The organism is Zooshikella ganghwensis (assembly GCF_018263875.1).
Classification (GTDB): domain Bacteria; phylum Pseudomonadota; class Gammaproteobacteria; order Pseudomonadales; family Zooshikellaceae; genus Zooshikella; species Zooshikella ganghwensis.
In genome coordinates, this window is the sequence record NZ_JAEVHG010000018.1 from 42934 (window position 1) to 66974 (window position 24041).

General features: G+C 38.4%; 23 protein-coding genes. 12 read left to right on the plus strand and 11 right to left on the minus strand.

The window, feature by feature from the left end:
- Positions 1-17: 17 nt before the first annotated feature.
- A complete protein-coding gene (gene ilvA / locus KHS79_RS20275) occupies positions 18-1559 on the minus strand; it encodes a threonine ammonia-lyase, biosynthetic (RefSeq protein WP_267910765.1) in 1542 nt (513 codons plus the stop codon).
- 157 nt (positions 1560-1716) lie between these two features.
- Here ilvA and rpiA point away from each other — a divergent pair, with 157 nt between their 5' ends.
- The 3 genes from rpiA (at position 1717) to KHS79_RS20290 (ending at position 4880) form a co-directional block, all read left to right on the plus strand.
- Positions 1717-2394 (plus strand): ribose-5-phosphate isomerase RpiA, encoded by a 678-nt coding sequence (gene rpiA, locus KHS79_RS20280; RefSeq protein ID WP_094785606.1) that lies wholly within the window; start codon positions 1717-1719, stop codon positions 2392-2394.
- Between the two features lie 140 nt (positions 2395-2534).
- Positions 2535-4172, plus strand: coding sequence for a tetratricopeptide repeat protein (locus tag KHS79_RS20285; RefSeq protein WP_212721340.1), 1638 nt, complete (start codon positions 2535-2537; stop codon positions 4170-4172).
- 15 nt (positions 4173-4187) lie between these two features.
- Entirely contained in the window at positions 4188-4880 is a 693-nt protein-coding gene (locus KHS79_RS20290; RefSeq protein WP_212721342.1) for a sensor histidine kinase, read from the plus strand.
- Between the two features lie 75 nt (positions 4881-4955).
- On the opposite strand, the gene lpdA is transcribed toward KHS79_RS20290, so the two are convergent.
- A complete protein-coding gene (gene lpdA / locus KHS79_RS20295) occupies positions 4956-7094 on the minus strand; it encodes a dihydrolipoyl dehydrogenase (protein WP_212721345.1) in 2139 nt (712 codons plus the stop codon).
- Positions 7095-7295: 201 nt separating this feature from the next.
- Between lpdA and KHS79_RS20300 the strand changes: the two genes are divergently transcribed.
- Positions 7296-7997: a hypothetical protein gene (locus tag KHS79_RS20300; RefSeq protein WP_212721348.1), complete on the plus strand. Its 702-nt coding sequence runs from the start codon at positions 7296-7298 to the stop codon at positions 7995-7997.
- A gap of 120 nt (positions 7998-8117) precedes the next feature.
- Here the strand turns inward: KHS79_RS20300 and KHS79_RS20305 are convergent, their stop codons facing one another.
- A complete protein-coding gene (locus KHS79_RS20305; protein ID WP_027707466.1) occupies positions 8118-8396 on the minus strand; it encodes a hypothetical protein in 279 nt (92 codons plus the stop codon).
- Positions 8397-8910: 514 nt separating this feature from the next.
- On the opposite strand from KHS79_RS20305, the gene lptM reads away from it, so the two are divergent.
- From lptM to KHS79_RS20340, 7 genes are all read left to right on the plus strand, one after another.
- Positions 8911-9030: an LPS translocon maturation chaperone LptM gene (lptM, locus tag KHS79_RS20310; RefSeq protein ID WP_084611139.1), complete on the plus strand. Its 120-nt coding sequence runs from the start codon at positions 8911-8913 to the stop codon at positions 9028-9030.
- A gap of 34 nt (positions 9031-9064) precedes the next feature.
- Entirely contained in the window at positions 9065-10315 is a 1251-nt protein-coding gene (gene lysA / locus KHS79_RS20315) for a diaminopimelate decarboxylase (protein WP_212721351.1), read from the plus strand.
- Positions 10316-10831: 516 nt separating this feature from the next.
- Positions 10832-11662, plus strand: coding sequence for a diaminopimelate epimerase (dapF, locus tag KHS79_RS20320; protein WP_212721356.1), 831 nt, complete (start codon positions 10832-10834; stop codon positions 11660-11662).
- Complete coding sequence (locus KHS79_RS20325) at positions 11659-12351, plus strand: DUF484 family protein (protein WP_212721359.1); 693 nt, start codon at positions 11659-11661, stop codon at positions 12349-12351. Before dapF ends, KHS79_RS20325 begins: the two co-directional genes overlap by 4 nt.
- 4 nt (positions 12352-12355) lie before the next feature.
- Positions 12356-13267 carry a tyrosine recombinase XerC gene (gene xerC, locus KHS79_RS20330; protein ID WP_212721362.1) on the plus strand — a complete coding sequence of 304 codons (912 nt, stop codon included), beginning with the start codon at positions 12356-12358 and terminating at the stop codon, positions 13265-13267.
- Entirely contained in the window at positions 13260-13964 is a 705-nt protein-coding gene (locus tag KHS79_RS20335; RefSeq protein WP_212721364.1) for an HAD family hydrolase, read from the plus strand. Before xerC ends, KHS79_RS20335 begins: the two co-directional genes overlap by 8 nt.
- Before the next feature lie 150 nt (positions 13965-14114).
- Positions 14115-14915, plus strand: a complete 801-nt coding sequence (locus tag KHS79_RS20340) for a type 2 periplasmic-binding domain-containing protein (protein ID WP_212721366.1) — start codon at positions 14115-14117, stop codon at positions 14913-14915.
- Positions 14916-14924: 9 nt separating this feature from the next.
- Here the strand turns inward: KHS79_RS20340 and KHS79_RS20345 are convergent, their stop codons facing one another.
- The 5 genes from KHS79_RS20345 to KHS79_RS20365 form a co-directional block, all read right to left on the minus strand.
- The gene (locus KHS79_RS20345) at positions 14925-15644 is read right to left on the minus strand and encodes a response regulator (RefSeq protein WP_212721367.1); all 720 of its coding nucleotides are present in this window, start codon (positions 15642-15644) and stop codon (positions 14925-14927) included.
- Positions 15645-15720: 76 nt separating this feature from the next.
- Entirely contained in the window at positions 15721-16035 is a 315-nt protein-coding gene (locus KHS79_RS20350) for a hypothetical protein (protein WP_212721369.1), read from the minus strand.
- Between the two features lie 66 nt (positions 16036-16101).
- Positions 16102-17661, minus strand: a complete 1560-nt coding sequence (locus tag KHS79_RS20355; protein WP_212721370.1) for an ATP-binding response regulator — start codon at positions 17659-17661, stop codon at positions 16102-16104.
- 3 nt (positions 17662-17664) lie between these two features.
- Positions 17665-18882: a sensor histidine kinase gene (locus tag KHS79_RS20360; RefSeq protein WP_212721372.1), complete on the minus strand. Its 1218-nt coding sequence runs from the start codon at positions 18880-18882 to the stop codon at positions 17665-17667.
- A gap of 8 nt (positions 18883-18890) precedes the next feature.
- On the minus strand, positions 18891-19256 hold the full coding sequence (locus tag KHS79_RS20365; protein ID WP_212721374.1) for a PAS domain-containing protein: 366 nt from the start codon (positions 19254-19256) through the stop codon (positions 18891-18893).
- A gap of 101 nt (positions 19257-19357) precedes the next feature.
- Between KHS79_RS20365 and KHS79_RS20370 the strand changes: the two genes are divergently transcribed.
- Positions 19358-20569, plus strand: coding sequence for an AMP-binding protein (locus tag KHS79_RS20370; RefSeq protein ID WP_212721376.1), 1212 nt, complete (start codon positions 19358-19360; stop codon positions 20567-20569).
- 228 nt (positions 20570-20797) lie between these two features.
- Here the strand turns inward: KHS79_RS20370 and KHS79_RS20375 are convergent, their stop codons facing one another.
- From KHS79_RS20375 to KHS79_RS20385, 3 genes are all read right to left on the minus strand, one after another.
- Complete coding sequence (locus KHS79_RS20375) at positions 20798-21529, minus strand: response regulator (protein ID WP_212721378.1); 732 nt, start codon at positions 21527-21529, stop codon at positions 20798-20800.
- A gap of 19 nt (positions 21530-21548) precedes the next feature.
- A complete protein-coding gene (locus KHS79_RS20380) occupies positions 21549-23255 on the minus strand; it encodes a GspE/PulE family protein (protein WP_212721380.1) in 1707 nt (568 codons plus the stop codon).
- A 301-nt stretch (positions 23256-23556) separates the two neighbouring features.
- The gene (locus KHS79_RS20385; protein WP_212721383.1) at positions 23557-23955 is read right to left on the minus strand and encodes a response regulator transcription factor; all 399 of its coding nucleotides are present in this window, start codon (positions 23953-23955) and stop codon (positions 23557-23559) included.
- Positions 23956-24041 lie beyond the last annotated feature (86 nt).

The following is a 24041-nucleotide window of genomic DNA, read 5'->3' on the forward strand; positions in this document are numbered from 1 at the left end:
CCCTTCTCTACCAGCTTCTACCCCAAAAATAATTGATAGGCAGGGTTTTCTGATTCAGGCCAATAGTGATAGCCAATCTCCTCTAGAAATGCAGGCACTTGCTCCCGTTCATTCAAAGGTACTTGCAAGCCAACACATACCCGGCCATAAGCCGCTCCGTGATTCCGGTAGTGAAACATTGAAATATTCCAGCGTTGACCCAGTTTATTTAAAAATCGCAATAAGGCACCAGGTCGCTCCGGAAACTCAAACCGATAAACAACTTCATTATCTACAGCTGTTGTATGTCCGCCCACCATATGACGTATATGGAGCTTGGCTAGCTCATTATCTGTTAAATCAGTAACCGCATAACCCTGCTTTTGTAGTGATTGAATAATCACTCTCGCTTTATCTTGTGGGCCAATACCCGTTTGCACACCGACAAATATTTGTGCTTCACGTTCCGTATGATAACGGTAATTAAACTCTGTAATATTGCGCTTACCTAAGGCCTGACAAAATGCTTTAAAGCTACCAGGCTTTTCTGGAATGGTAACCGCAATGATTGCTTCCCGCCGCTCACCAAGCTCAGCCCGCTCAGAGATATAACGTAGCCGGTCAAAATTCACATTGGCACCACTATCAATGGCTAATAATGTTTGCCCATGTATTTTGTGTTGCTCCACATATTTCTTTACACCGGCAACACCTAGCGCGCCAGCAGGCTCGCAAATAGAGCGGGTATCATCATAAATATCTTTAATTGCTGCACATATTTCATCTGCTGTCACTGTAATAACATCATCAACATAGTGCTGGCAAACCTTGAACGTTTCTTCACCTATCTGTGCAACCGCCACCCCATCAGCGAAAATACCGACTTGAGACAATACGACACGCTCACCAGCCTGCATAGCAGCGTGTAAACAAGCAGACTCTTCAAATTCCACACCAATAATTTTAATTTCTGGACGAAGATATTTTACATAAGCGGCAATACCCGCAATCAAACCACCGCCACCGACAGGAACAAAAATTGCGTCAAGTTTGCCTGAATGCTGACGTAAAACCTCCATGGCAATGGTACCTTGGCCAGCAATGGTATCTACATCATCATAAGGGTGGATATACACATAACCATGCTCTTTCACCAGCTTTTGAGAGTAAGCTAAGGCTTCGTCAAAAGCATCGCCATGCAAAATAACCTGAGCACCTCTGGCTTTAACAGCACGCACTTTAATTTCAGGTGTTGTTTGCGGCATCACAATCACCGCCTTAATACCCAACTTTTTCGCGGCTAGTGCAAGCCCTTGCGCGTGATTGCCAGCAGATGCAGCAATCACCCCTCGGGCTTTTTCAGATTCAGATAATTGAGCAACACGGTTGTAGGCGCCACGAATTTTAAAAGAAAAAACCGGCTGTAGGTCCTCTCGCTTAATTAAAATCGTATTTTGAAGACGCTTTGATAAAAAAGCTGCCTGATCAATCGGGGTTTCAACGGCCACATCATAGACTGGCGCTTCTAATATTTTTTTAATGTATTGCTGAAGCATGACATCCTTCTTTACAACACTCATTAATTTTATGGAAGGTGTACTATTCTATAACGTATTAGTCACAGTGTGCAGCGTCAATATCCCTAATCAATAGAAACGCTTGCTTTGAATGGGATTAGCCAGACCGAAAGGTATATAATTCCTGCCGTAAAGATTTTTAAAGCAAAAGGTATTATTCATGTCTGTTAATCAGGACCAGCTCAAACAAGCTGTGGCATTAGCTGCCTTAGAGCACATCAAACCCCACATAGAACAAGACAGCATCATTGGTATTGGTACTGGCTCTACCGCAAACTTTTTCATTGATGCGCTGGCTACCATAAAAAATCAGTTTGATGGGGCTGTTGCTAGCTCTGAAGCCAGTGCTGAACGCTTAAAATCCCATGGTATCCCTGTTTACGACCTCAATACAGTAAACTCCTTAGAGTTTTATATTGATGGAGCAGATGAGAGCAATCACCAACTCCAGCTCATCAAAGGAGGTGGTGCAGCGCTCACACGAGAAAAAATTGTAGCCGCTGTCGCCAAGTCGTTCGTCTGTATTGCTGATGAAAGCAAGCTGGTTGATGTTTTAGGCACATTCCCTCTACCCGTTGAAGTCATTCCTATGGCTCGCAGCCATGTTGCAAGAGAAATCGTTAAACTTGGTGGCGATCCCCAATACCGTGAAGGGGTAGTGACAGATAATGGCAATGTGATTTTAGACGTTTGGAATCTCAGCATCACCTCACCTCGCGACCTTGAAGCCCAACTCAATAATATCGTAGGGGTTGTTACCAACGGTATTTTTGCACTTCGCCCCGCAGATGTCCTTTTACTGGGTACACAAGACGGCGTCAAAACGATTACTGTCTAAAACACTACAACCTACTTACCTCCCCCTCTGCATTGTTAACCTATAAATAACAAGGAGGGGGAGCCATCCCTTAACTCTATCTGATAGCTGCTATACTGATTGCCAGTAACCATGCTTTTTGTAGATGGACTGGATAACTAATGGCATTCATTAATTACAAAGACAAAAGCTTTCTTGTTGTCGATGATTTTGAAAGTTTTCGCTTATCTTTAAAAAAAATGCTGGATAACTTTGGAGTTTCCAAAGTAGATACGGCGATTAATGGCCGAGATGCTGTACTTGCCTGCAATAAACAAGACTACAATGTAATTTTGTGTGACTACAACCTTGGTTCAGGGAAAAATGGTCAACAAGTACTTGATGAACTGCGCTACACACGACGCCTAAAAAACACAAGCCTGTTTTTATTAATTACAGCAGAGGCTACAAAAGATATGGTACTAGGTGCATTAGAACATCAGCCTGATGCTTACCTAACCAAACCTTTAACTCAATCTATGTTAAAGAACCGGCTTGACCGATTGATGGAAGAACACTATCAGGTTTTACCGATAAAAAAAGCACTCGATCAAAATGATATTAAACAAGCTATTATTGAATGCCAAAAAGTGTTGAGCCAGGACTCAAGAAGTCATAAGTGGTGCATTCGTAAATTAGCTGAGCTTTATTATCAAAATAAAAATTATGATGAAGCCGAACAAGTGTGCTTGAAACAGCTTGAGGAACGAAAGCTAGACTGGCCATACTTAACACTCGGCAAAGTCGCTGCAGCACGCAAAAATTACCCCCAAGCTCTTGAGTACTTTACTGAACTCCTTGCCATAAACCCTCAGTATGTTAACTGCTACGATGAAATAGCTGCAACATACCTTGCCATTGGGGACTCAACGAAAGCACAGCAAGCCATCATGACCGGAGTACAAATTTCACCGAGATCCGTACACCGGCAACTAAAACTTGCAGAAATTAGTCGTCAAAATGATGATCTTGATACTGCAACACAGGCCTATCGGAATACTGTGGAGCTGGGAAAAAACTCAATTCACGATGCTATAGATAATCACCTTAATTTTGCACGATGTTTATCTGATAATGCGGAACATGACTATTCCAAAGAAGGCAAACTACAAGCTAAAGAAGCTTTAAATATTCTGGAACAGGTCAATAAAAAATATAAAGATGATCCTAAATTAATGTTACAGTCTGCAATGATTTCTTCTCGCGTTCATGCTGGGCAAAATAATGATGAAGGAGCCGAAAAAGCCTTAAACTCAGCCTTAAAAGCAATGGAGAATATGGGCGATGGTGTCAATCCAAGCATACAGCTGGAAATGGCAAAAACACTCTTTGCAAACAATCGTACAGAAGATGCTGAAAAATTATTAAAACAAATAATCGCTGACAATCCTGATAATCAGGATTTAATTGATCAAGCCAATGCGCTGTTAGATGAACCTGTCAGCATTAAAAATCGCATTAAAGCTGCTGCCATTAACCTAGAAGCCATTACAGCTTACGAGCAACAAGACTTTACCACAGCCATTGAAAAATTCACTGAAGCACTTAAGTTCTCTTCAAGACACCCTGGACTCAACTTAAATCTTATTCAAGCCTACCTAAAACAAATGAGCGACGCAGGGCTAGATAAAAAAACGTTAGATCAGTGTCAAACTTATTTAAATAATGTAAACCATATACATGCATCGCATCCTCAATTTGAACGTTATGAAGCACTAAAAAGCAAAATAGCTTCACTGCGACAAAAACTATCAGCATAGTCTTTGGAGATCATTATGGCAGATGTTCCTACTTTAGATTTCTCTCTAGTACTTGCTGCTACAGTGCATGATATGAAAAACTCACTTGGCATGCTGCTAGGTTCCATCGAAGAAACCGTTGATCAATTTCCCCCTGAAACACAACAACAAGCACAACATTATGCTTTATTACATTATGAAGCTTCTCGCGTTAACAATGACTTAATCCAACTCCTCGGCTTATATCGATTAGACCAAAATCAACTTCTATTACAAATCGAAGAGCACTTTGTAATGGATTTATTAGAAGAGCAAACACTACGTAATAAAATATTATTTGATGCAAGGAATATAAGCCTGGAAGTTGACTGCCCTCCCCATTTAAGCTGGTACTATGACCGAGATTTAGTTGCCTGCGTGATTAATAATGTTTTAGTAAATACCCTTCGCTACACCAACGATCAAATTAAAATCACAGCACAAGCAACCCATGAGTTAACCATAGAAATCGCCGACAATGGCCCTGGTTATCCAGATCATATGCTTATTGATCCACTACACTATCACTCACAAAAGTCTATTAATACCCATACTGGCAGTACACATCTTGGACTGTATTTTTCCCAGCGTATTGCCCAGCTTCATACTCAAGAAAAAAATACCGGCTATATTCAACTTGAAAATAACAGTGAACTGGGCGGTGGTGTCTTTAAACTGGTTTTACCATAACATACGACTTTAGCTTTTTATTTCCCACGCCTATTATCTCGTACACCTATATCAGTCATGCGAAGGGTATAGCCATCACCCCCCAGAATGCTTTTCTTGACGTTCCCATTGATGATACCGCGTTATCCACTTAAGAAGCTTTTCGGGAGCATGAGCCTTCTTCCATACACCTGCTGCATATTTATTAGCCTCAGACAACGTCGGATAAATATGAATAGTGCCCAATATTTTGTTCAGTCCTAAACCATGCTTCATTGCTGAAATATATTCAGTAATGAGTTCGCCGGCATGATACCCGACAATAGTCACACCTAATATTTTATCTTTACCGGGTTCTGTGAGTACCTTGACAAAACCGTGAGCCTCTTCATCAGCAATTGCCCGGTCTAAGTCATCAATCCCATATCGAGTGACTTCATAAGCAATATTTTGCGCTTGCGCTTCCTGTTCATTTAAACCAACGCGTGCCACCTCAGGGTCAGTAAATGTTGCCCAAGGAATAACACGGTAATCCACTTTAAACTTTTTAAACCGTCTAAAAAGGGCATTTACTGCTGCATACCATGCCTGATGAGAAGCTGTATGGGTGAACTGATAAGGACCAGCGACATCACCACAGGCATATATATTTGGAAACTTCGTTTGCAGATAGTCATTCACCGCGATAGTTCCACGCTCAGTTACTGCTATATCGAGAGCATCCAGCCCCAGGCCTGCAGTATTAGCCTGACGTCCCACGGCGACTAAAACCAAGTCAAAGCCTAATGTTTGCTGCTCACCATTGGCTTCTAAAATTACTTGTTTTTCTCCATTTTTGAGCAAAAACTCCACCGGTCGGTGACCAACCAATACATTTATACCTTCTTCTATGAATTTCTGCTGAATTAATGCGGAGACTTCTTCATCTTCCCGAGGCATCAAGCGCGATGCTATGTCTACTTGGGTTACCTTTACCCCAAGTCGTGCAAAAGCTTGCGTTAACTCACAGCCAATGGGACCTCCACCAATTACAAGCATACGCTCTGGGCGTTCACGAATACGCCAAATCGTGTCAGAGGTGTAATAGTCCATTGACTCTAAACCTGGAATTGGCGGTACCATGGGGCGAGCACCTGAGGCGATGATAATATTTTTTGTGGTGATGGTTTTCCCATCGATATCTACAGAGTAAGGGGTTTTAATCGTTGCTGTTCCAGTTATACACTCAACCCCTAATGACGTATAACGCTCAATAGAGTCATGAGGTTCGACTTTTTGAATGACCTGATGCACACGTTCCATCACTTTGGCAAAGTCCACTTTCACTTCTGGTGGCGTGATACCATAGGCTTCTGCTCTTTGAAAGTAGTGCGCCATTTTGGCAGACCTTAATAATGCTTTCGAAGGCACACAGCCTGTGTTTAAACAGTCACCTCCCATTTTGTGACGCTCAACCAACATGACCTTTGCTTTTACTGCTGCGGCTATATAAGCCGAAACTAAACCAGCTGATCCAGCCCCAATCACTAATAAGTTAGTATAAAAATGAGCGGGGCGAGGATAAGGCTTCAGCACTTTATGCTGCTGCCAGCGGGATATAGCCGCTTTAGCCAACCAAGGGAATATGCCGAGTAACACAAAGGCCACTATAATTTCCGGCTGTAATACGCCTTTTATTGATAGCTCCTCTACTTGTGTCAGACTTGCCCCTGCCCCCACATAAACAAGTGTGCCTGGTAACATACCCACCTGACTGACAATAAAAAACCGTCCAACCCGCATTGGGGTTAATCCCATAACCAGGTTAATCACAAAAAATGGAATCGCTGGAATTAAGCGCAACGTAAAAAGGTAAAAATCACCTTCTTGACGGATACCCTTGTTAATGGTTTTCAAATAGCTTGCAAAGCGGTTTTGTACCCAGTCATGAAGTAACGTGCGCGATAGCAAGAACGCTAAAGTAGCGCCAATAGTACTGGCAAACGATACCAAAATAGTGCCGTGTAACAAGCCAAAAATAACACCCGCAACTAATGTCATTAACGCGGCACCAGGCAGCGACAAAGCAGTAACCGCTACATAAATACAAAAGAAGATGAGCGCCGTTTCTATTGGGTTTTGCTCATAAAGTGACTGGAAGAAGGTGACAGAAAGATACTGCTCCAGATCTAGCAGAAAAAAAAGAGCAATGGCAATAGCAACACCCGTTGCCAATATCAATTTTGATTTTTTCATTGACTGTCCTGCGCTGTGGGTATGCTACCCATTTTATACGATCATAGGTTCTGACCTGATTACACTGTGTTTTATTTCAAAAACTAACATTCTCCGATGACCTTACTATTTCCAGCTTGCCAAAGTGTGAGGTACCCCCAGCCACCTTCGGCGCTTAGCAGGTAAAGTACCAAATCATCATATCAGTGGGGGGCTAGTCAAATGAAGCAACGCTTGAATACAAAGCTATGGCATATTACCTGTGCCCTATTCTGCCCCCTGCTGCTGAGTCTTCTGGCACAAGCCTCATCATCGGTCTCAACAAGTGCTCAACATTCTACTAACACTACACTTGTTGCTAACGACAGCTGCCAGGAACAGTTTTGTGAGTTTATTGCACTAGAGCAACCTTGGCCTGCCAAAGTCGTTGCGCCTCCTCAAGCGACTACCCTGTTATTTGATGCCTTTCGACTCAGAATCAGCGGTCCCTTTTCATCAATTAGCCAAACAGAAAGTGAACTATTCCTTAAACAACGAGCAGGCTTTTCCCTTGCATTGCAAATACTGACGCTTGATGATTACCCTGAGCTTAAAAATAGCTCGATTAAAGCCAGTGATATTCCAACCATTATGTTCGAAACTCCTCGTAAAAAAATATTACAAGAAAAACAGTCAGCAACTCGTGCACTTAAATTAGGCTTATATAAAGCCGCAAGACATACTGACTTTAAAACGTTTGATCAAGTATCAGTGATTCGTAACGAGGATATTAAAGGCTTTCTCATTAAAGGGGACAATATTACCTTTAACTATGCGGCTTACTTTATCGATTTAAATATACCCGATAAATTCTATCGAATTGAGTTTAGCCATGGCAACAAACGTAGTTGGTTAGATTTGCTTGGATCAATGTCTATTAATTAAAAACGCTTAATTATATCCTTCTCAAATCAGTTTATATCAAAAAATTTCTTCTTTAAAAATAAAAGAGAGCCAAAACACTGGCTCTCTTTTTTAAAATTATACTTTTAAACTACAGTATAATTAAGGATCAACTTTATCTAAGTTCTTACGGATAAAGTTTTCGATAGTTTGACAAGCAAGGAAAGGAGAACGCTCAGTAACCGTAATAACTGCTTCCTTACCAACGATAGTGTATTCACCTTTCACTGTACCAAAAACAGGTACAGAAACGCTGAATCTACCAGACTGAGTATCACCTTCCAATGTCCCACCATTACCGTCAATCATAGCTTTTACACGATTGTAAATATCTTGTGGTTGGCCATTAAACGCTACTTTAAAAGGTGCACATGATGCCATAATTAATATCTCCTTATTAATTATAAAAAATTTATTTACCAGCTCTCAGACATTGACTATTTATTTGTTTCAAGCCCCTGCTGAAGCTGAAATCAATAATACGCACCTCTAAAAAAAAGATAATTTGGAAAAAACTCCATAGAGTTTTTCTTTTCTAGGCTAAAGGGCACCTCTAAAAATAGTGATTTTTTTTGTAAGAGCAAGGAAGCACTGCACAGAGGACCGCAGTGTATATGGAATACATGAGGATCCGAGTACAGCGTTGACATAGCTATTTCGAAAAAAGTGCATTTTTAGAGGTGCCCTAAAGGGAATTTTGATAAAAAAGGCGTATATCTATATTCGTCACTAAAACATTCTTAACAATATTCAATTGACCACTTGTGAAAGACCATTCCTGAATTATGTATACCCAAAGTACAGGAATGAATTAGAATCAGCCTCTAAATAGCCAGCTCGGCATTGACAAGGTATACTATTTCTTTTGAATATCTACTGGATAGGAGCAAGTGTGATGCGTATCATCTTCTCAATGGTTTTGCTGCTGTTACTGTCCGGCTGCGGCCAAAAAGGTCCTTTATATTTGCCAGACGAATCAGAACAACAGCAAGCGACTGAAGAAACAGCTGAGTAAAAAATCACAACCAGACAGGTGTACTTAGGTCATTATGGATCACTTTCACTATCAAGACGGTGAACTCTTTGCAGAAAATGTTCCCGTCGCTAAGATAGCCGCACAATTTGGCACCCCTACTTATATCTACTCGCGTGCTACACTCACTCGCCACTTTCAAGCTTATCAGCAGGCGCTGGGTAAACACCCACACTTAATCTGTTTTGCAGTTAAAGCTAATGCCAATATTGCCGTACTTAATGTGCTGGCTAAGTTAGGTGCAGGATTTGATATTGTCTCTGTGGGGGAGCTAGAAAGAGTGCTAGCGGCGGGAGGTGATCCCAAAAAAGTTGTTTTTTCAGGTGTCGGCAAACAACCTCATGAAATGCGCCGCGCATTATCCGTTGGCGTACACTGCTTTAATGTTGAATCCATTGCTGAGCTTGAGCAACTTCAAGCTGTAGCCAGTGACATGGATACCGTAGCCAATATTTCCATTCGCGTTAACCCTGATGTTGATCCACAAACCCACCCTTATATTTCTACTGGGTTAAAAGAAAATAAGTTTGGTATTGATATCAATGAAGCGGTTGCCGTTTATGAGCAAGCATCTCGCTTAAGTCACATTAGCATCAAAGGGATTGACTGCCATATTGGCTCACAGCTGACGTCTCTGCCTCCTTTTCTCGATGCCTTAGACCGACTCCTGGCATTAGTTGATTCATTAGAAGACAAAGGTATCACTATACAGCATCTAGATTTAGGTGGTGGGCTGGGTGTCCCTTACCAAAATGAACAACCACCCGCACCTGATACCTATGCAAGCGCTATTTTGAAACGCCTGGGTGGCCGCTCTTTAGAGCTTATCTTCGAGCCTGGTCGCTCTATTGCAGCTAATGCAGGTATTCTCATCACTCGGGTTGACTATTTAAAGCCCACAGCAACAAAGCATTTTGCCATCGTCGATGCTGCTATGAATGATCTGTTGCGACCAGCACTTTACCAAGCCTGGCAAGAAATTATTCCTGTCACTCCACGGCATGACTGTCCACCACACACCTATGATGTCGTTGGCGCCATCTGCGAAACCAGTGATTTTTTAGGTAAAGACCGCGCGCTAGCCATTCAGCCTCAAGACTTATTAGCGATTCGTTCAGCTGGAGCCTACGGCTTTGTTATGAGCTCCAACTACAATACGCGCAACCGAGCAGCTGAAGTCATGGTAGATGGTGATCAGTTTCATTTAATTCGCAAGCGAGAAACGATTACCGAGCAGCTTGCCAATGAGCAGTTATTACCAGAGTGAGTGCACCAAACTCAGATTTTCTGCCCTTAGAATGTAAGGCACATGCCACGCTAGCCTGAACTAAGGCTAGCCATAAAGTTTGGACGTGCACCATACTAACCACAAAAATAACAAACAAACCTGGTGTTAATACACTACAAGTACTGTTAGGCTTAAGGCTAACGAAAAGCCACTAACCAGAATAGATAGATAGCTACAACAAGTGCTGTACTATCATTTACAGGCTTTTTAATCCCAGATCAGGGGAGCATACTCAAGAAATACATAGCTATACCCAATACGAATGGTTTTTAGGTGCGGCCATCGAGTAACAAAGTGCAATGAGACTATATTACCTATGAGCCTAAATTACCCATGAGCCTATATTAATAGGTGATTGAGGTGAGGAGTGAAGATAACAAAACCTAGAAATCATTCGTGAAGGGTATATGTTCTATTAAATTCAATGAGTATTACCACTAGATAATTACAACAGACCTGTTTTCATAAAGTATTTAAGAATTGAGACTACTTTAAATGCTACTTCGTTTCACCAAAATGCACGGATTGGGCAATGACTTTATGGTAATCGACCTGGTTACCCAACATGCTCGTCTCACTGAAGAAAAAATCAAACAGCTAGCCAACCGGCACTTTGGTATTGGCTTTGACCAACTGCTTATCGTCGAACCCCCTTCAAAACCTGATGTAGACTTCAAGTACCGTATTTTTAATGCTGACGGCTCTGAGGTTGAGCAATGTGGAAATGGTGCTCGATGCTTTGCCCGCTTTGTTAGAGACCGCAAATTAACCAGCAAGCGAACAATTAATGTAGAAACACAAGGTGGAGATATAACGCTTATTGTTCATAACCACAATGATGTTGAAGTGGATATGGGATATCCAATACTTGAACCTGCATTGATTCCATTCCATGCGGAACAGCAAGCCATCACCTATCCTATTAATTGTCACAACCAAGCATTTGAAATAAGCGCTGTTTCCATGGGTAACCCTCATATGGTACTGGTTGTCGAAGATATTCTTCAAGCCCAAGTTGAAAAATGGGGTCCATTGCTGGAAAAACATGAATCTTTTCCACAACGTGCTAATGTTGGTTTTATGCAAGTCATTAATTCGCAACAAATAAAGTTACGTGTATTTGAACGTGGAGCAGGGGAAACCCTTGCTTGTGGAACAGGTGCGTGTGCCGCCGTTGTGGCTGGACGCTTACAAAATCTGTTAGCAGAGCAAGTACAGGTAGATCTGCCAGGAGGCTCATTACAAATAGAATGGCAGGGAAGTGGACACTCAGTGCGTATGATCGGGCCAGCAACCCGTGTTTTTGAGGGGCAAGTACGTATATGAAAGAACAACAACAAACCATACCACAGACACTAATCACTGAAGACGAAGTGGCCGACTACTTAAAGGCTAATCCCAACTTTTTGTTTCAACGACCCGACCTACTCAAATTACTCGAAATACCTCACCCGTCAGGCGAAGCAACCTCTCTGATTGAACGACAAGTGTCGCTACTTAGAGAGCGAAATCTAGAGTTACGCAATCGGCTCAATAAATTATTAGATATTGCCCGTGAAAATGATTCTCTTTTTGAAAAAACTCGCCGCTTGATTACTGAGTTGCTTGAAGCTAAATCCCTTGATGAAATTGGCAAAGTCTGTCGTATTACGTTGAAGCATGAATTTAATGTCGACTTTGTAAGCCTTATATTGTTCTCTGACACTCAAAAACTAAGTGCTTACTACCAAGTTCAACCGCTAACACTTGCTCAGCAAAAAATTTCTATTCTACTGGCCCAAGATAAACCCGTTTGCGGCGTGCTTCGTCAAAATGAGCAGCAGTTTTTATTCCAAGAACACGCTCAAGCTGTCGGTTCTAGCGCTGTGATTACACTCAGATCCACAGAACCACTGGGAATACTCGCCATCGGCAGTAAAGACAGCAAACACTTTCAAACTGCTATGGGAACACTGTTCATAAGTTATATTGCTGATATATTGAGTCGCGCATTACTTCAATATTGGTCTCATTAACCACATGACTCGATTAGAGCTAATTATTAATCAGTTTTTAAATTACTTACATGTTGAACGTCGCCTGGCCAACAATACCCTGATTAGCTACCAGCGAGACTTACAGCAACTACTTACTTTTATGCAAGATCGCCAGCTACACCAATGGTCACAATTATCAACCGTATTGCTTCGTGAATTTCTACAATCTCAGCATCAACGTGGCTTAAATCCTCGCTCTATTCAGCGCCAGCTGGCGACGCTTCGGCGCTTTTGCAAACACCTTTATGTCAACCAACACCTGTCAACCAACATCACGCTTAACCTAAAAGCACCAAAAACCCAACGCAAGCTGCCTGAAACCCTATCAGTCGATCAACTGGAACATTTGCTCTCCTCCCCTGATGATGATCCACTACAGTACCGTGATCATGCAATACTGGAGCTGTTTTATTCTTCTGGATTACGCTTAAACGAGCTGGTTATGCTTGATATGGGTGATATCAACTTGACATCACGGCTAGTAAAAGTCCAAGGGAAAGGCAATAAAGAACGGTTGTTACCTGTAGGCAGTAAAGCTATCGAAAGCCTCCAATCATGGCTATCAATTCGTCCTCAATTAGCCAAACAGACATGTTCTGCTCTCTTTGTTTCACTGCGAGGAACACGTATTAGCACACGACAAGTACAGTATAGGCTTGCTAAACTGGCTCGGGAAAAGTGCTTAAATACTAAGCTACATCCTCACATGTTAAGACATAGTTTCGCGACCCATATGCTTGAAGGTAGTAAAGACCTGCGTGCCGTGCAGGAATTACTAGGACACAAAGATATTTCAACCACACAAGTCTATACGCATATTGACTTTGAGTACCTCAGTAACGTATACGACAGTAGTCATCCTCGTTCCAAACGTAGTAAAAAGAAATATGATTAAAGCTGTTACTTTCGACCTTGATGATACGCTTTGGGACAATCAACCTGTCATGGTTGAAGCTGAATCAGCCATGTACACTTGGCTACAGCAACACTGCAAACAGTTAACTGAACAATACTCGTTAGCACGACTTAAAAAACTAAAAGACGAACTGTTAGCTGAAACCCCAGAATTGGCCCATGATGTCAGTGAACTACGACGTCATACCCTTGAACAAGCGCTAATAGACTGTGGCTATGGCAGTGCTTCCAGAAAGCTTGCAGAGCAAGCCTTTGCCCAGTTTTTAACCGCTCGTCAACAAGTGACTTACTTCCCTCATACAGAGAACACACTACAGCAACTAAGCCAACAATACAGCTTAGGCGTTATTACCAATGGTAACGCTGAAATATCTCAGATGAGTATCGGCCAATATTTCTCTTTTGCGATCAAAGCTGAGGACCTTAAAATCAGTAAGCCAGCCCCTATAATTTTTTCTAAAGCAGTCTCACTCGCAGGTGTTAAGCCTCATCAAATCGCCCATATAGGCGATCACCCTATTCATGACATACTGGGTGCCCACCAGGCTGGTTTTAAATCTGTTTGGTTTAACCCTCAACAAGATAATTGGGAATATCATGAACATCAGCCTGATGCGATAGCCCACAGCATACATGAGATTCCTGCTTTAATTGATAAGCTATCCAATAAAGAATAATGTGTATCGCTAAAGAAGCACATTTTTGAGATACCCAAAAAGGCTAATCTACTTTTTATACACCAACTTATACATCAACCTTAAAACCGCTATACTTATACCGTCCGTAAACAAAAGCCCTATCTTTTATACTACTTAAATCGGACTTTTATGTATAAAGTTTTACTCAAAAAAGTGCTAATAAGCTTGGTAGTATGCTTTTCCATATCCCTTGGCCATGGTTCAGAAACCATAGATTTTGCTGTAGCCAACTGGCCGCCTTACTTTGATAAGAAAGCCCCAAATAAAGGAATAATGGCTCAACATTTAACACAGATATTTACAGAGTCAAACATTTCGTTTAATTTTATTTGGTACAGCACTTGGAAGGCTGCATACAATAATGCAGCAGCTGCAAAAAACATTGCTAGCCCAGGCTGGATATGTAGTCCAAAGCGAGCAAAATTATTTTACTTTTCATACCCTATCTACAAACTGAATCATGTGTTCTTTCATTTAAAGTCAAAACCAGTAACTATTAACAACGTATCTGACTTAAAAAAATATGAACCAATAGCAGTCACTGAGGCATACTACTATAGCCGTGAGTTTCAAGAAGCTGTAGATAAATACAAAATAACACTTCGTAAAGTACGGCTAGAAGAACTGACGTTTAATTTACTTCTTAAAAATAGAGCCGCTATTGCACCCATGTCGAAAAATAATGGTTTATCGCTTCTTGAAAAACACTTTACGCTTCCCCAGCGAGAGCAAATAACCTATAGTAAAAGCCCTTTTCCAGATAGCTATTTTCACATTATGATACCAAGAAAACACCCCAAAGCACACCATATCTACCAGTTAATCAATAGCATATTGATTGATCACTCAACGATTAATAAAAAAATAGTAGGCGTAAATCTTAAAGTTAAAGATATCTGCCCTCACATTAACAATCCCCCCTGGAAATAGTATAAATAGCTATTGTAAGGCTTCTATTTCAGCAACTAATTTTTTAAACATGCTTTCTCCATCATTAATTAGATCTTCTACACTATATCCCTTTCGACCCTTAAAGTCTCTAAATAAAAGTTCGAGTTTTTCTGCAGACTCAGATACTGAGTGCATACCATACATTCCAGCTGTACCACATATATTATGGAATTCAATTAAAAGTCTATCTATCAAAACTATATTTAAAGAGTCTTTTTCTACTTCATGCCACAAATCTATTAGCTCATACCTTTTGCTAACCAAATGCTTTTGATACTTCATTACTAATGCTGAAATTTTTTTTGGCATTTTCGCTCTTATATTATCTAGCAGTACATGGTTCGCCAATAAATTCTGAATCCTTGTCGGAAAATCTTCTGGCGAAAATGGTTTATTAATAACACCTAATACATTTTTAGGCTTACCATTTGAAAGTATTAATGACTCATCTAGACCAGAAACAAAAATTATGGGTATATCTGAGTTTATTTCATAAATTTTATGTGCAATATCAATACCCTTATAACCCTTTAATTCCGAATCTAAAAGAACTACATCAGGTATAAAGTTTTTAATCTCATCAACGCATTCTTTAAGGGATACCGCTGAATGCAATACTATATCACTACCTTCAAAAATACACCGAACAAGTTCACGTATAATTTCTTGATCTTCAACATGAAGTAGCTTTCTATATATGTAAGACATAGTCAAACCTATCTTATACTATACTGTTACTTTATTATTTAGCAAACACTTCAAAGCATGTTTCTGTGGCTTATATCTACTCCAGAAAAGACAAAAAAACTTTAATATCGTTACTTAACTCATTATATTTTAGCTTAACTTTGTAACCATTTTTACTTAGAGCAACTAGACTAACTATAGCATCACATATAAAATTTATTTTTTGTCCATTTATTAACGCTTTGCTTAATAGTTTTATACTTTGATTCAAAGTAAGCCTTTCATTTGTTTCTATGATAATACCCATCTCAGATATTGATATAATTTTCACTCTTACAAAGTCATCACCTACTATAATACCTGTTGGCCATGCTACCTTTTTACTATTTTTTCCTCTTACATAATAACTCATTTTAAAATCCCCGATACTTTGATTAGGGAAACATGGCAATAAATATCCATAAATTAATTTTTAAGGTTATGCCGCCAATGGAAACTTAATAATAAATTCTGTTCCATCTGAGCTTGTCGAATAAGATATTAAGCCATTGTTACATTCTATAAACTGTTTAGTGATAGCCAAGCCAAGACCAGTTCCACCAGTCTTATTCTTTGTAACAAATGGTTGGAAAACTGTATCTTTAATGGCGTCTGGAATACCAGGACCATTATCCCTGATTGATAACATCACATGATCGAAAGATGATTGTAAAGAAATTTTAATTATTGGACTGGTTGTGTCATACAAAGCTTCTTTTGCATTATTTACAATATTAAATATTGAGCGGACCACCTGACCTTTATCGACAAAAACAAGATATTTTCTATCATAATCATAAATCAACTTAATATCATCCTCATGACATAGAAAAATATTCTCAGTAATTGAGTCTAATATATCGCACAAATTAACTTTTTCTAAGATTGGTTCTTTTGGATTTGAAAATTCCAATATTTCCTCAATATATCTTTCAATTTCTGCTGATGACTTTTCAATAAGAGACATATATGCCGCTATTTTAGACTGTTCTATTTTTGCTTTTTTTATCAGCGATGTTGCACCAATGATTCCACTCAGCGGTTGTCTTAAATCATGAACAACACAACTTGCTGCTTGTCCCATATCTGATAAACGTTGCTTATGTTCTAGTTCCTTACGTAAGTTTAAATTATCTATAGACTTTGCTGCTTGTTGTACAAACAGCTTTATTAAATAAATCCTACTCTCATCAATTATATTAGTCTTATCATCTTTTAATATTAGTAAGCCATAATGACTCATCGGCATATACATAAAATTATCACTATCTATTTCTACATCTAAAAGTTTATCACTAATAATCTGCTGAAATATTTCCTCACCCATCCCCCTTCTGTCACCAACACTTATAACAATCTCCGGATCATTATGATGAAAGAATAATAATGCTGTTCTATTTGATGTAAGATTAACTATTTGATGAAGGGTGTTTCTAAGAAGTGTATTTAAATCATTACCACATACATTTAAGTCAGACGTAATACAAATGAGATTTTCCAAATCACGAAGTTTTCCCCAGTCACAAATACTCTTTGTCGCTATTTGACGAATTTCATCTGCTTCAAATGGTTTACAGTGGTATCCAACATTAGGCCCTGCTGATTCTAATATAGTTTCTACTGAGTAATCACTATAAGCTGTTACAAATACTATCTCAACTTTACTATCTACCTTTCGTATTTGTTGTACTGTTGTTAACCCATCCCAACCAGGCATTCTCATATCACAGAATATTAACGCATACGGTCGTTTCTCTTCTACGGATTTTTTTACTTTATCTAATCCTTCTTTACCACAAATCGCTTCATCTACCTCAAAATCAAGAAGATTATTATGCTTACTTGATAGTATTTCAGGCTCATCAAATAAAGCCGCTGCAGCCGACATCATTTCATTACTATACTCATTAACATCTTTTGTCTGCAGGATTTCAATAAATGCATCCCTAACTACCTGCTCATCATCTATAACCAATATTCGAGTATTTAAATATTCCATTTGTTAAGCCTCTTCAATTACTGGCAAAGTAATGCTTAGACAACACCCTTTGTCAATCCCTTCACTTGTCAATTCCATACGCCCCCCATGACTTTCAATAACAGATCGACTATTATTTAGACCTATGCCACTACCTTGTATTTTGCTCGTATAATTTCCATCACTTATTTTTTTACCTATTTCACTATCAAACCCAACACCATTATCATTAATATTTATCTGAATACAGTTATCAGCACCAAATAATGTGCTTATTAAAATCTCACCTGATATTTTATCATTACGGGCTACAACAGCTTCACATGAATTTTTCAGCGTATTGACAATCACCTGAGTTAATCTTGTTTTATCGCCTTTTACATACATATCAGTGGGAATGTCATTAATAATACATTGTGTATTCGTTTTAATGAGCAGGTTATGAACGACTGCTTCTGCGTCAAATATAATATTACGGATCGAAACTGGTAACTGTTTTGTTCCTTCACCATCTCGTGCAAATTGTTTTTGAATACTGATAATATCTTGGATGTGATGTACATTCCTTGCAATTGACTGTGATGACTCAATAAAATTTCTCTGACGTGATTCCAATGCACTACAAATACTTGTTATAAACTCAGTAAGTGCTTTGCCTTTTCCAATGCCCAAGCATTCATCTAAATTACTACTATTACTTTTCATAAGCTTAGTAACACGTTGAAGATTATTAATTTCTTCCCAGTTATCTTTAGCAACAAGCTTTGCTGAACTAATTCCAATAGCTGTAATAGCATTACCTATATCATGAATAACACTGGTTGCCATATCCAGCCTTGCAAGACTATCAGCTCTTTTCATCGCTTCTTGTTTTGCACGATTTTCCTGAATAACCATCATCGATGAGTCATAAAAACCAATCATCCAGTGGTTTATGTTAATTCGATATATACTAAAATCAAACCAACATCCATCATCATTATTCTTTTTACTTACCATTACTCTATAGTTTTCACAGACGCTACCTGACTCACCTGTAAAATTTTTTATTTTTGGAATTAAGCTAGGACTAATTTTTTCTAGCACACAATAGAGGTTGTGAAACTGTAGATTTGGTACAAGTGGAATCATTAACTGAACAGCATAGGCATTCATCATATCAATAACGCCATCATTATCAGCACTAATGATTCCGTAAGGCGTTTGGTATAAGAAACTTAATAGTTCCTGTTTTTCAAGCATATATTTTCCTATTGTTTAGCAACGCATAACCATTGGTTATTTCTATACTTTAATAAACGAAGCTTGACATTTGTAGGCTTTAGCTTATAGGTAAATATATAATCTAAGGTTTCATCTAAGTCAGTATTGTTTTCTACAGCAGCATTAAATTTATGAGACACCATATAATTATTGGTACATGGAGCTACTTGCGTAAAGAAATTCTGACCTAGTACTTGATCAACAGAAAGACCAGCCAATTCAGACTCGTATTTATTGTAGAACTCAACTTTACCTTCAGGGTCCAACTTAACAATCCCAAATCTGGCACTATCAAGTTCTGACTCATCAGTTTCACTTAGCGCTTGGCTCAAGTTTTTTTGTGTAAATTCCATTTTTCATTATCCTGTTATATATTGTTTATACTTACAATCTTCATTTGGTTTATAGTTTTATGAAAATTGATTAAAATTTCCTTCTATTTTAAGAGGAATACATGGAAAAGTATAACTCTACTTTATCAAAAGATCAGATCTATCGTATTATCTGTCAATTATTAGCTCATGAAATATCATTACAACGAAAATCACCTGTTGCTTGGCAGCAAATAAACCAATGGGATATGCATCGCCCTATATATGACAATGGTAGTGGAGCAGATTCTATTGAGATTAATTGTCTTCAAATTAGAGTTGAGCAATTTTTTCAACTCAATCGCTCTAATCCACCGCCATTACTCAGTAATGTAGACTCTCTCAATCAGTGGAGCGAAGCTATTTATGACTATTTTATGTCCAATTCAATTTACATTGGTTTTTTGACCTCTGGAACAACTGGTACACCAAAACATTGCATTCACAACCTGAAGACATTACAGGAAGAAATAAGTTACTTAGCAGAATTATTTAAAGCAAGTAAGCGTATAGTTTCCTTAGTGCCCTGCTATCATATTTATGGTTTTTTATTTACCGTTTTACTTCCATTAAAATTAAAGGTTAACTTACTTGATGCTAAAGCTTTATCCCCAATTCAGCTAAGTAATCAACTAGCATCTGGTGATCTAGTAATTGGCTATCCTGATTATTGGAAATACTGTATTAATAACTCGTTAGTAATACCAAAAAATATCCATATTGTTTCATCAACGAGCCAGTGTCCAGATTATGTCAAAAATGCCATGATCAGTTTATCAAACACTTCTTCATTTATTGATATATATGGTAGTAGCGAGACTGGTGGAATAGGTTATAAAATATGGCCAGAAAAGTATTACACTTTATTTCCGTTTTGGGAAAATATAAATTCTCTTTTGCATAGAAAAAGCTTGGAGATAACAAGTAATCATTTTTCGATGCCAGACCGGATGATATGGGTTAATGATAGACAGTTTGAGGTATTAGAACGTTACGATAACTGCGTACAAGTTGCAGGTATTAATGTATCAGTTACTAAAGTAGAGAGGTATTTATGTCAGCACCCAGCAGTCAAAGCATGTTGTGTTCGAAAAATGTGTGAAGACGAGGGTGATAGGTTAAAAGCATTCATTATGATAGAGCCTACACATAATCAAAAGGAGCTAATACTTAGCTTGACACATTGGGTCAACAAGTTCTTAACTGCTGTTGAACGTCCCAAACACTTTACCTGCGGCTCAGAGCTTCCAACAAATGAATATGGAAAACTTACAAATTGGTCTATCACTAGCTAATTTGATCAAGCATTATTTCTACATAAAATATAATTCATGCTAAAATTTAAAAATACTGTAATGCCAGATAAATATGTTATTTTAAATAAAAAATACTACCTTATATCCTTAAACACATGCATAAAGTTGATCTCTGTGTTATTTGTGATAAAGATAAACAGTACACATGTTATCCATCATTCTCTTCTTGCTCGCTTAGTTTCATGCAATACAAACACCCACAAAAAATCATAGTTGATTAATTTTATTTTTTAGAGAGCAATATAATTCATTCCCCTCATCAATTAAATTAGCCATACTGGTATTATTTTTAAAATCCCTAAATTTATTTTCTAAGAGTGCGGCAGTTTTTGATATAGTAGTTAGATTATGGATTCCTGCTGTTCCCGATACTTTATGTAGTTCTAAAACTAATTTATCTAGAATTTTTTCATCATTTTTCTTTGACTGTAAATTTGACCAAAGATACTCGATATCACGTATAACACTATCTTTTAAGTGCTGCTGGTATTTTAGTTTTAGTTCAGAAAGACGGTTATTTTCTAAAGTTAAATTTTTGTTGTGTAACCGGCATCCAGTATTATGTATTTCTTGATTAAGCAATTGTGCTACTTGAGAAGGAAGTTTTTTAGGGATGAAAGGCTTCGAAATAACACCCAGTACGTTATTTGGCTTACCTTTAGTAAAAATCGTTTTTTCATCTAATGCTGAAATAAAGATAACCTGTAAGCCCTTATACTGAGCACTAATTTTGTCAGCCAAATCAACACCATCCATATCTCCAAGCAGTGCATCAAGTAATATCACATCAGGTTTTAAACTTTTTAGTCTATTAACGCACTCATCAAAACTACTTGCTGAGACAAATTTAACCCCAGTGTCTTCAAAACCAAACTCAACTAAATCACGCATCATCTCTTGATCATCAACGTGGAGTACTGTTTTGATCTCGGAATACATATATTCACCTATTATTAAGTCATCCATCATCAAAGAGGTTGACGGAACAAGACACTTCTTCAAACGTGGTCAACCCCATTAGTACTTTTTTTAACCCATCTTTGGCAAAGGGAATATAGTGTTTACTGTTTACCGCAATACGGTAAAACTCTTCATAATCCTGTGTTCTTAATATACAATTTCTCAGGGTATTCGTTATACCCAAAAATTCATGAACGGCAACACGCCCGGAAAAACCAGTTTGTGAACATGCTTCACACCCTTTTCCACGGTATAAATAGGGTAAATGAGTCACTCCACGCAGATCAAAAAAATTACTTAAATACGTCTCTTCTGGTATATACTCTTCTTTGCAGTGTTTGCATATCCTTCGTACCAGCCGCTGTCCTAATATCCCAATGACAGAAGGCGCTATAACAAAGTGTTCAACCCCCATTTCAATCATACGCGTCATAGCTTGTATGACATCATTCGTGTGTAAACTCGTTAATACCATATGGCCAGTTAATGCAGCATTAGCAGCAATGCGTGCAGTTTCTAGATCTCTGATTTCCCCCACCATAATTACATCAGGGTCTTGTCGTAACACCGACCGTAAAACAGAAGAGAATGTTCTTCCCGCTTTTTCGTCTACTGATACTTGTGTGATATCTGGATGCTCATATTCGATAGGGTCTTCAATGGTTATAATATTAATACCCGAATCACAAATATAATTTAATGCGCAGTGCAGCGTTGTTGTTTTACCTGATCCTGTTGGACCAGTTACAAAAATCATACCATTAGGCGCACTGAGTGCTTTTTTTAAGTGTTGTAAAATATCATGTGTAAAACCAAGTTCTTCAAAATTAAGAAATCGGTCTAAAAACTCCGCCCCCAGCAAACGCAGCACCATCGTTTCACCATAAAGAGAGGGAAGACTGGAGACACGTACATCAATGACATGATCTGCAGATAAACTAAAGTTAAACCGTCCATCCTGGGGCTTTCTTCGTTCAGTAATATCAATACCTGCAAGCACTTTAAAGCAGCTGATTAATGGTGGTGCTACTTCCGAGGACAATAAGGCTTTTTCATATAAGACACCGTCTTTACGAAAGCGAATGATCAGGTGATGACTTTTTGGCTCTAAATGAATATCGGTTGCCTTATCTTTTAAAGCCATGTAAATAAGTCTATCGGAAAGCTGTCGAAGCTCATATTTATTCGCTAATTGAGTTAATGGTTCTTTGCTACTGCTTGCCAATAACTTTAGTGCAGGCTCACTATGAACCATTAGGTTATCTAACCCTTCAGATGATCCATAGTACATTGCAATGGTTTTTTGAATCTCATCCTCAAAGCTGAAAAGAGGACTTATAGGGCTTCCAACAAAATTACTGATAATATCTTTAGTAGCTTGATCTAAAGGGTCTTTTAATGCAACGCTCACCCGTGAACCCAGCTTATAGACAACCATTGCAGAATACTTTTTTGCAATTTCATGAGGTATTAACGGTAATAACGATTCATCAATCAGCGTCTCTCTTAATGGTAAGTAAGCATACTGATTTTGATCACCAATTTTACTTCCCCATTTTTTTCTTGAAATATAACTACCTTTTACCAACTCAAGCACCAAAGTACCAATATCATTACCATTTGACTGAAGCAGCTTGTTAAGTACAACATCGTCAATTTTTAGCTCTTGCTGAAGCTCATTCATAAACTCAGAGCTATAAAACATTAGACCCCATTATCCTTATTAAACAGCGCGTCTATATCACTCTGAGAAACTGACTTATCATCCATATTACTCAGAGATATCTTTATTTCTTTATCATTTAAAAATTCATTTAATGAGTATCTCGATGAATAATTTTCTTCATCTAATATCGCTTTATACTGGTTAACTAGGCGCTGACCACATCGCCAACAAAAAAGTGAATTAGAGTAGTTAGCTACACCGCAACAGCAAACCTGGCGATCTAGGTTAATACCGCAAATAGTACAGAATCGAGCATAAGCTTCATTTTTATGACCACATTTCATAATGCACAACAAGATTCTGAGTTTTGATCAATTCCACAAATATCAAAAAGTTTTTGACGTATATAATCATCACCTTGATTTTTTAAAATGTAACCTTGAGCACCATTTTTAATACAGGTTTTAACAATGTGAACAGTATTTCTAGATGTAAGCATAATAATTTTGACATGCTGCTTACGCTTTTTTATCTCTGCGACCAGTTCACTTCCAGGCAAGCCCGGCATCGTCACATCGAGTAAAATAATATCTGGATCTAGTCTTTCTAATTTCTCTAGTGCTTCTCTCGCTCCATTCGCAAAACCAATTACTTTAAATCCAAAAGACTCAATAAGTTCAGTCACATATTCAATTATATGCTCCTCATCATCTATGAGCATGACATTTGCAGTTATCATTTTCACCTTACTCTTTCAGATATTTATTAATTCAATCACTTAAGATATTAAAAAAATATTATTTCTTTAATAAATCTAGGTGGCAA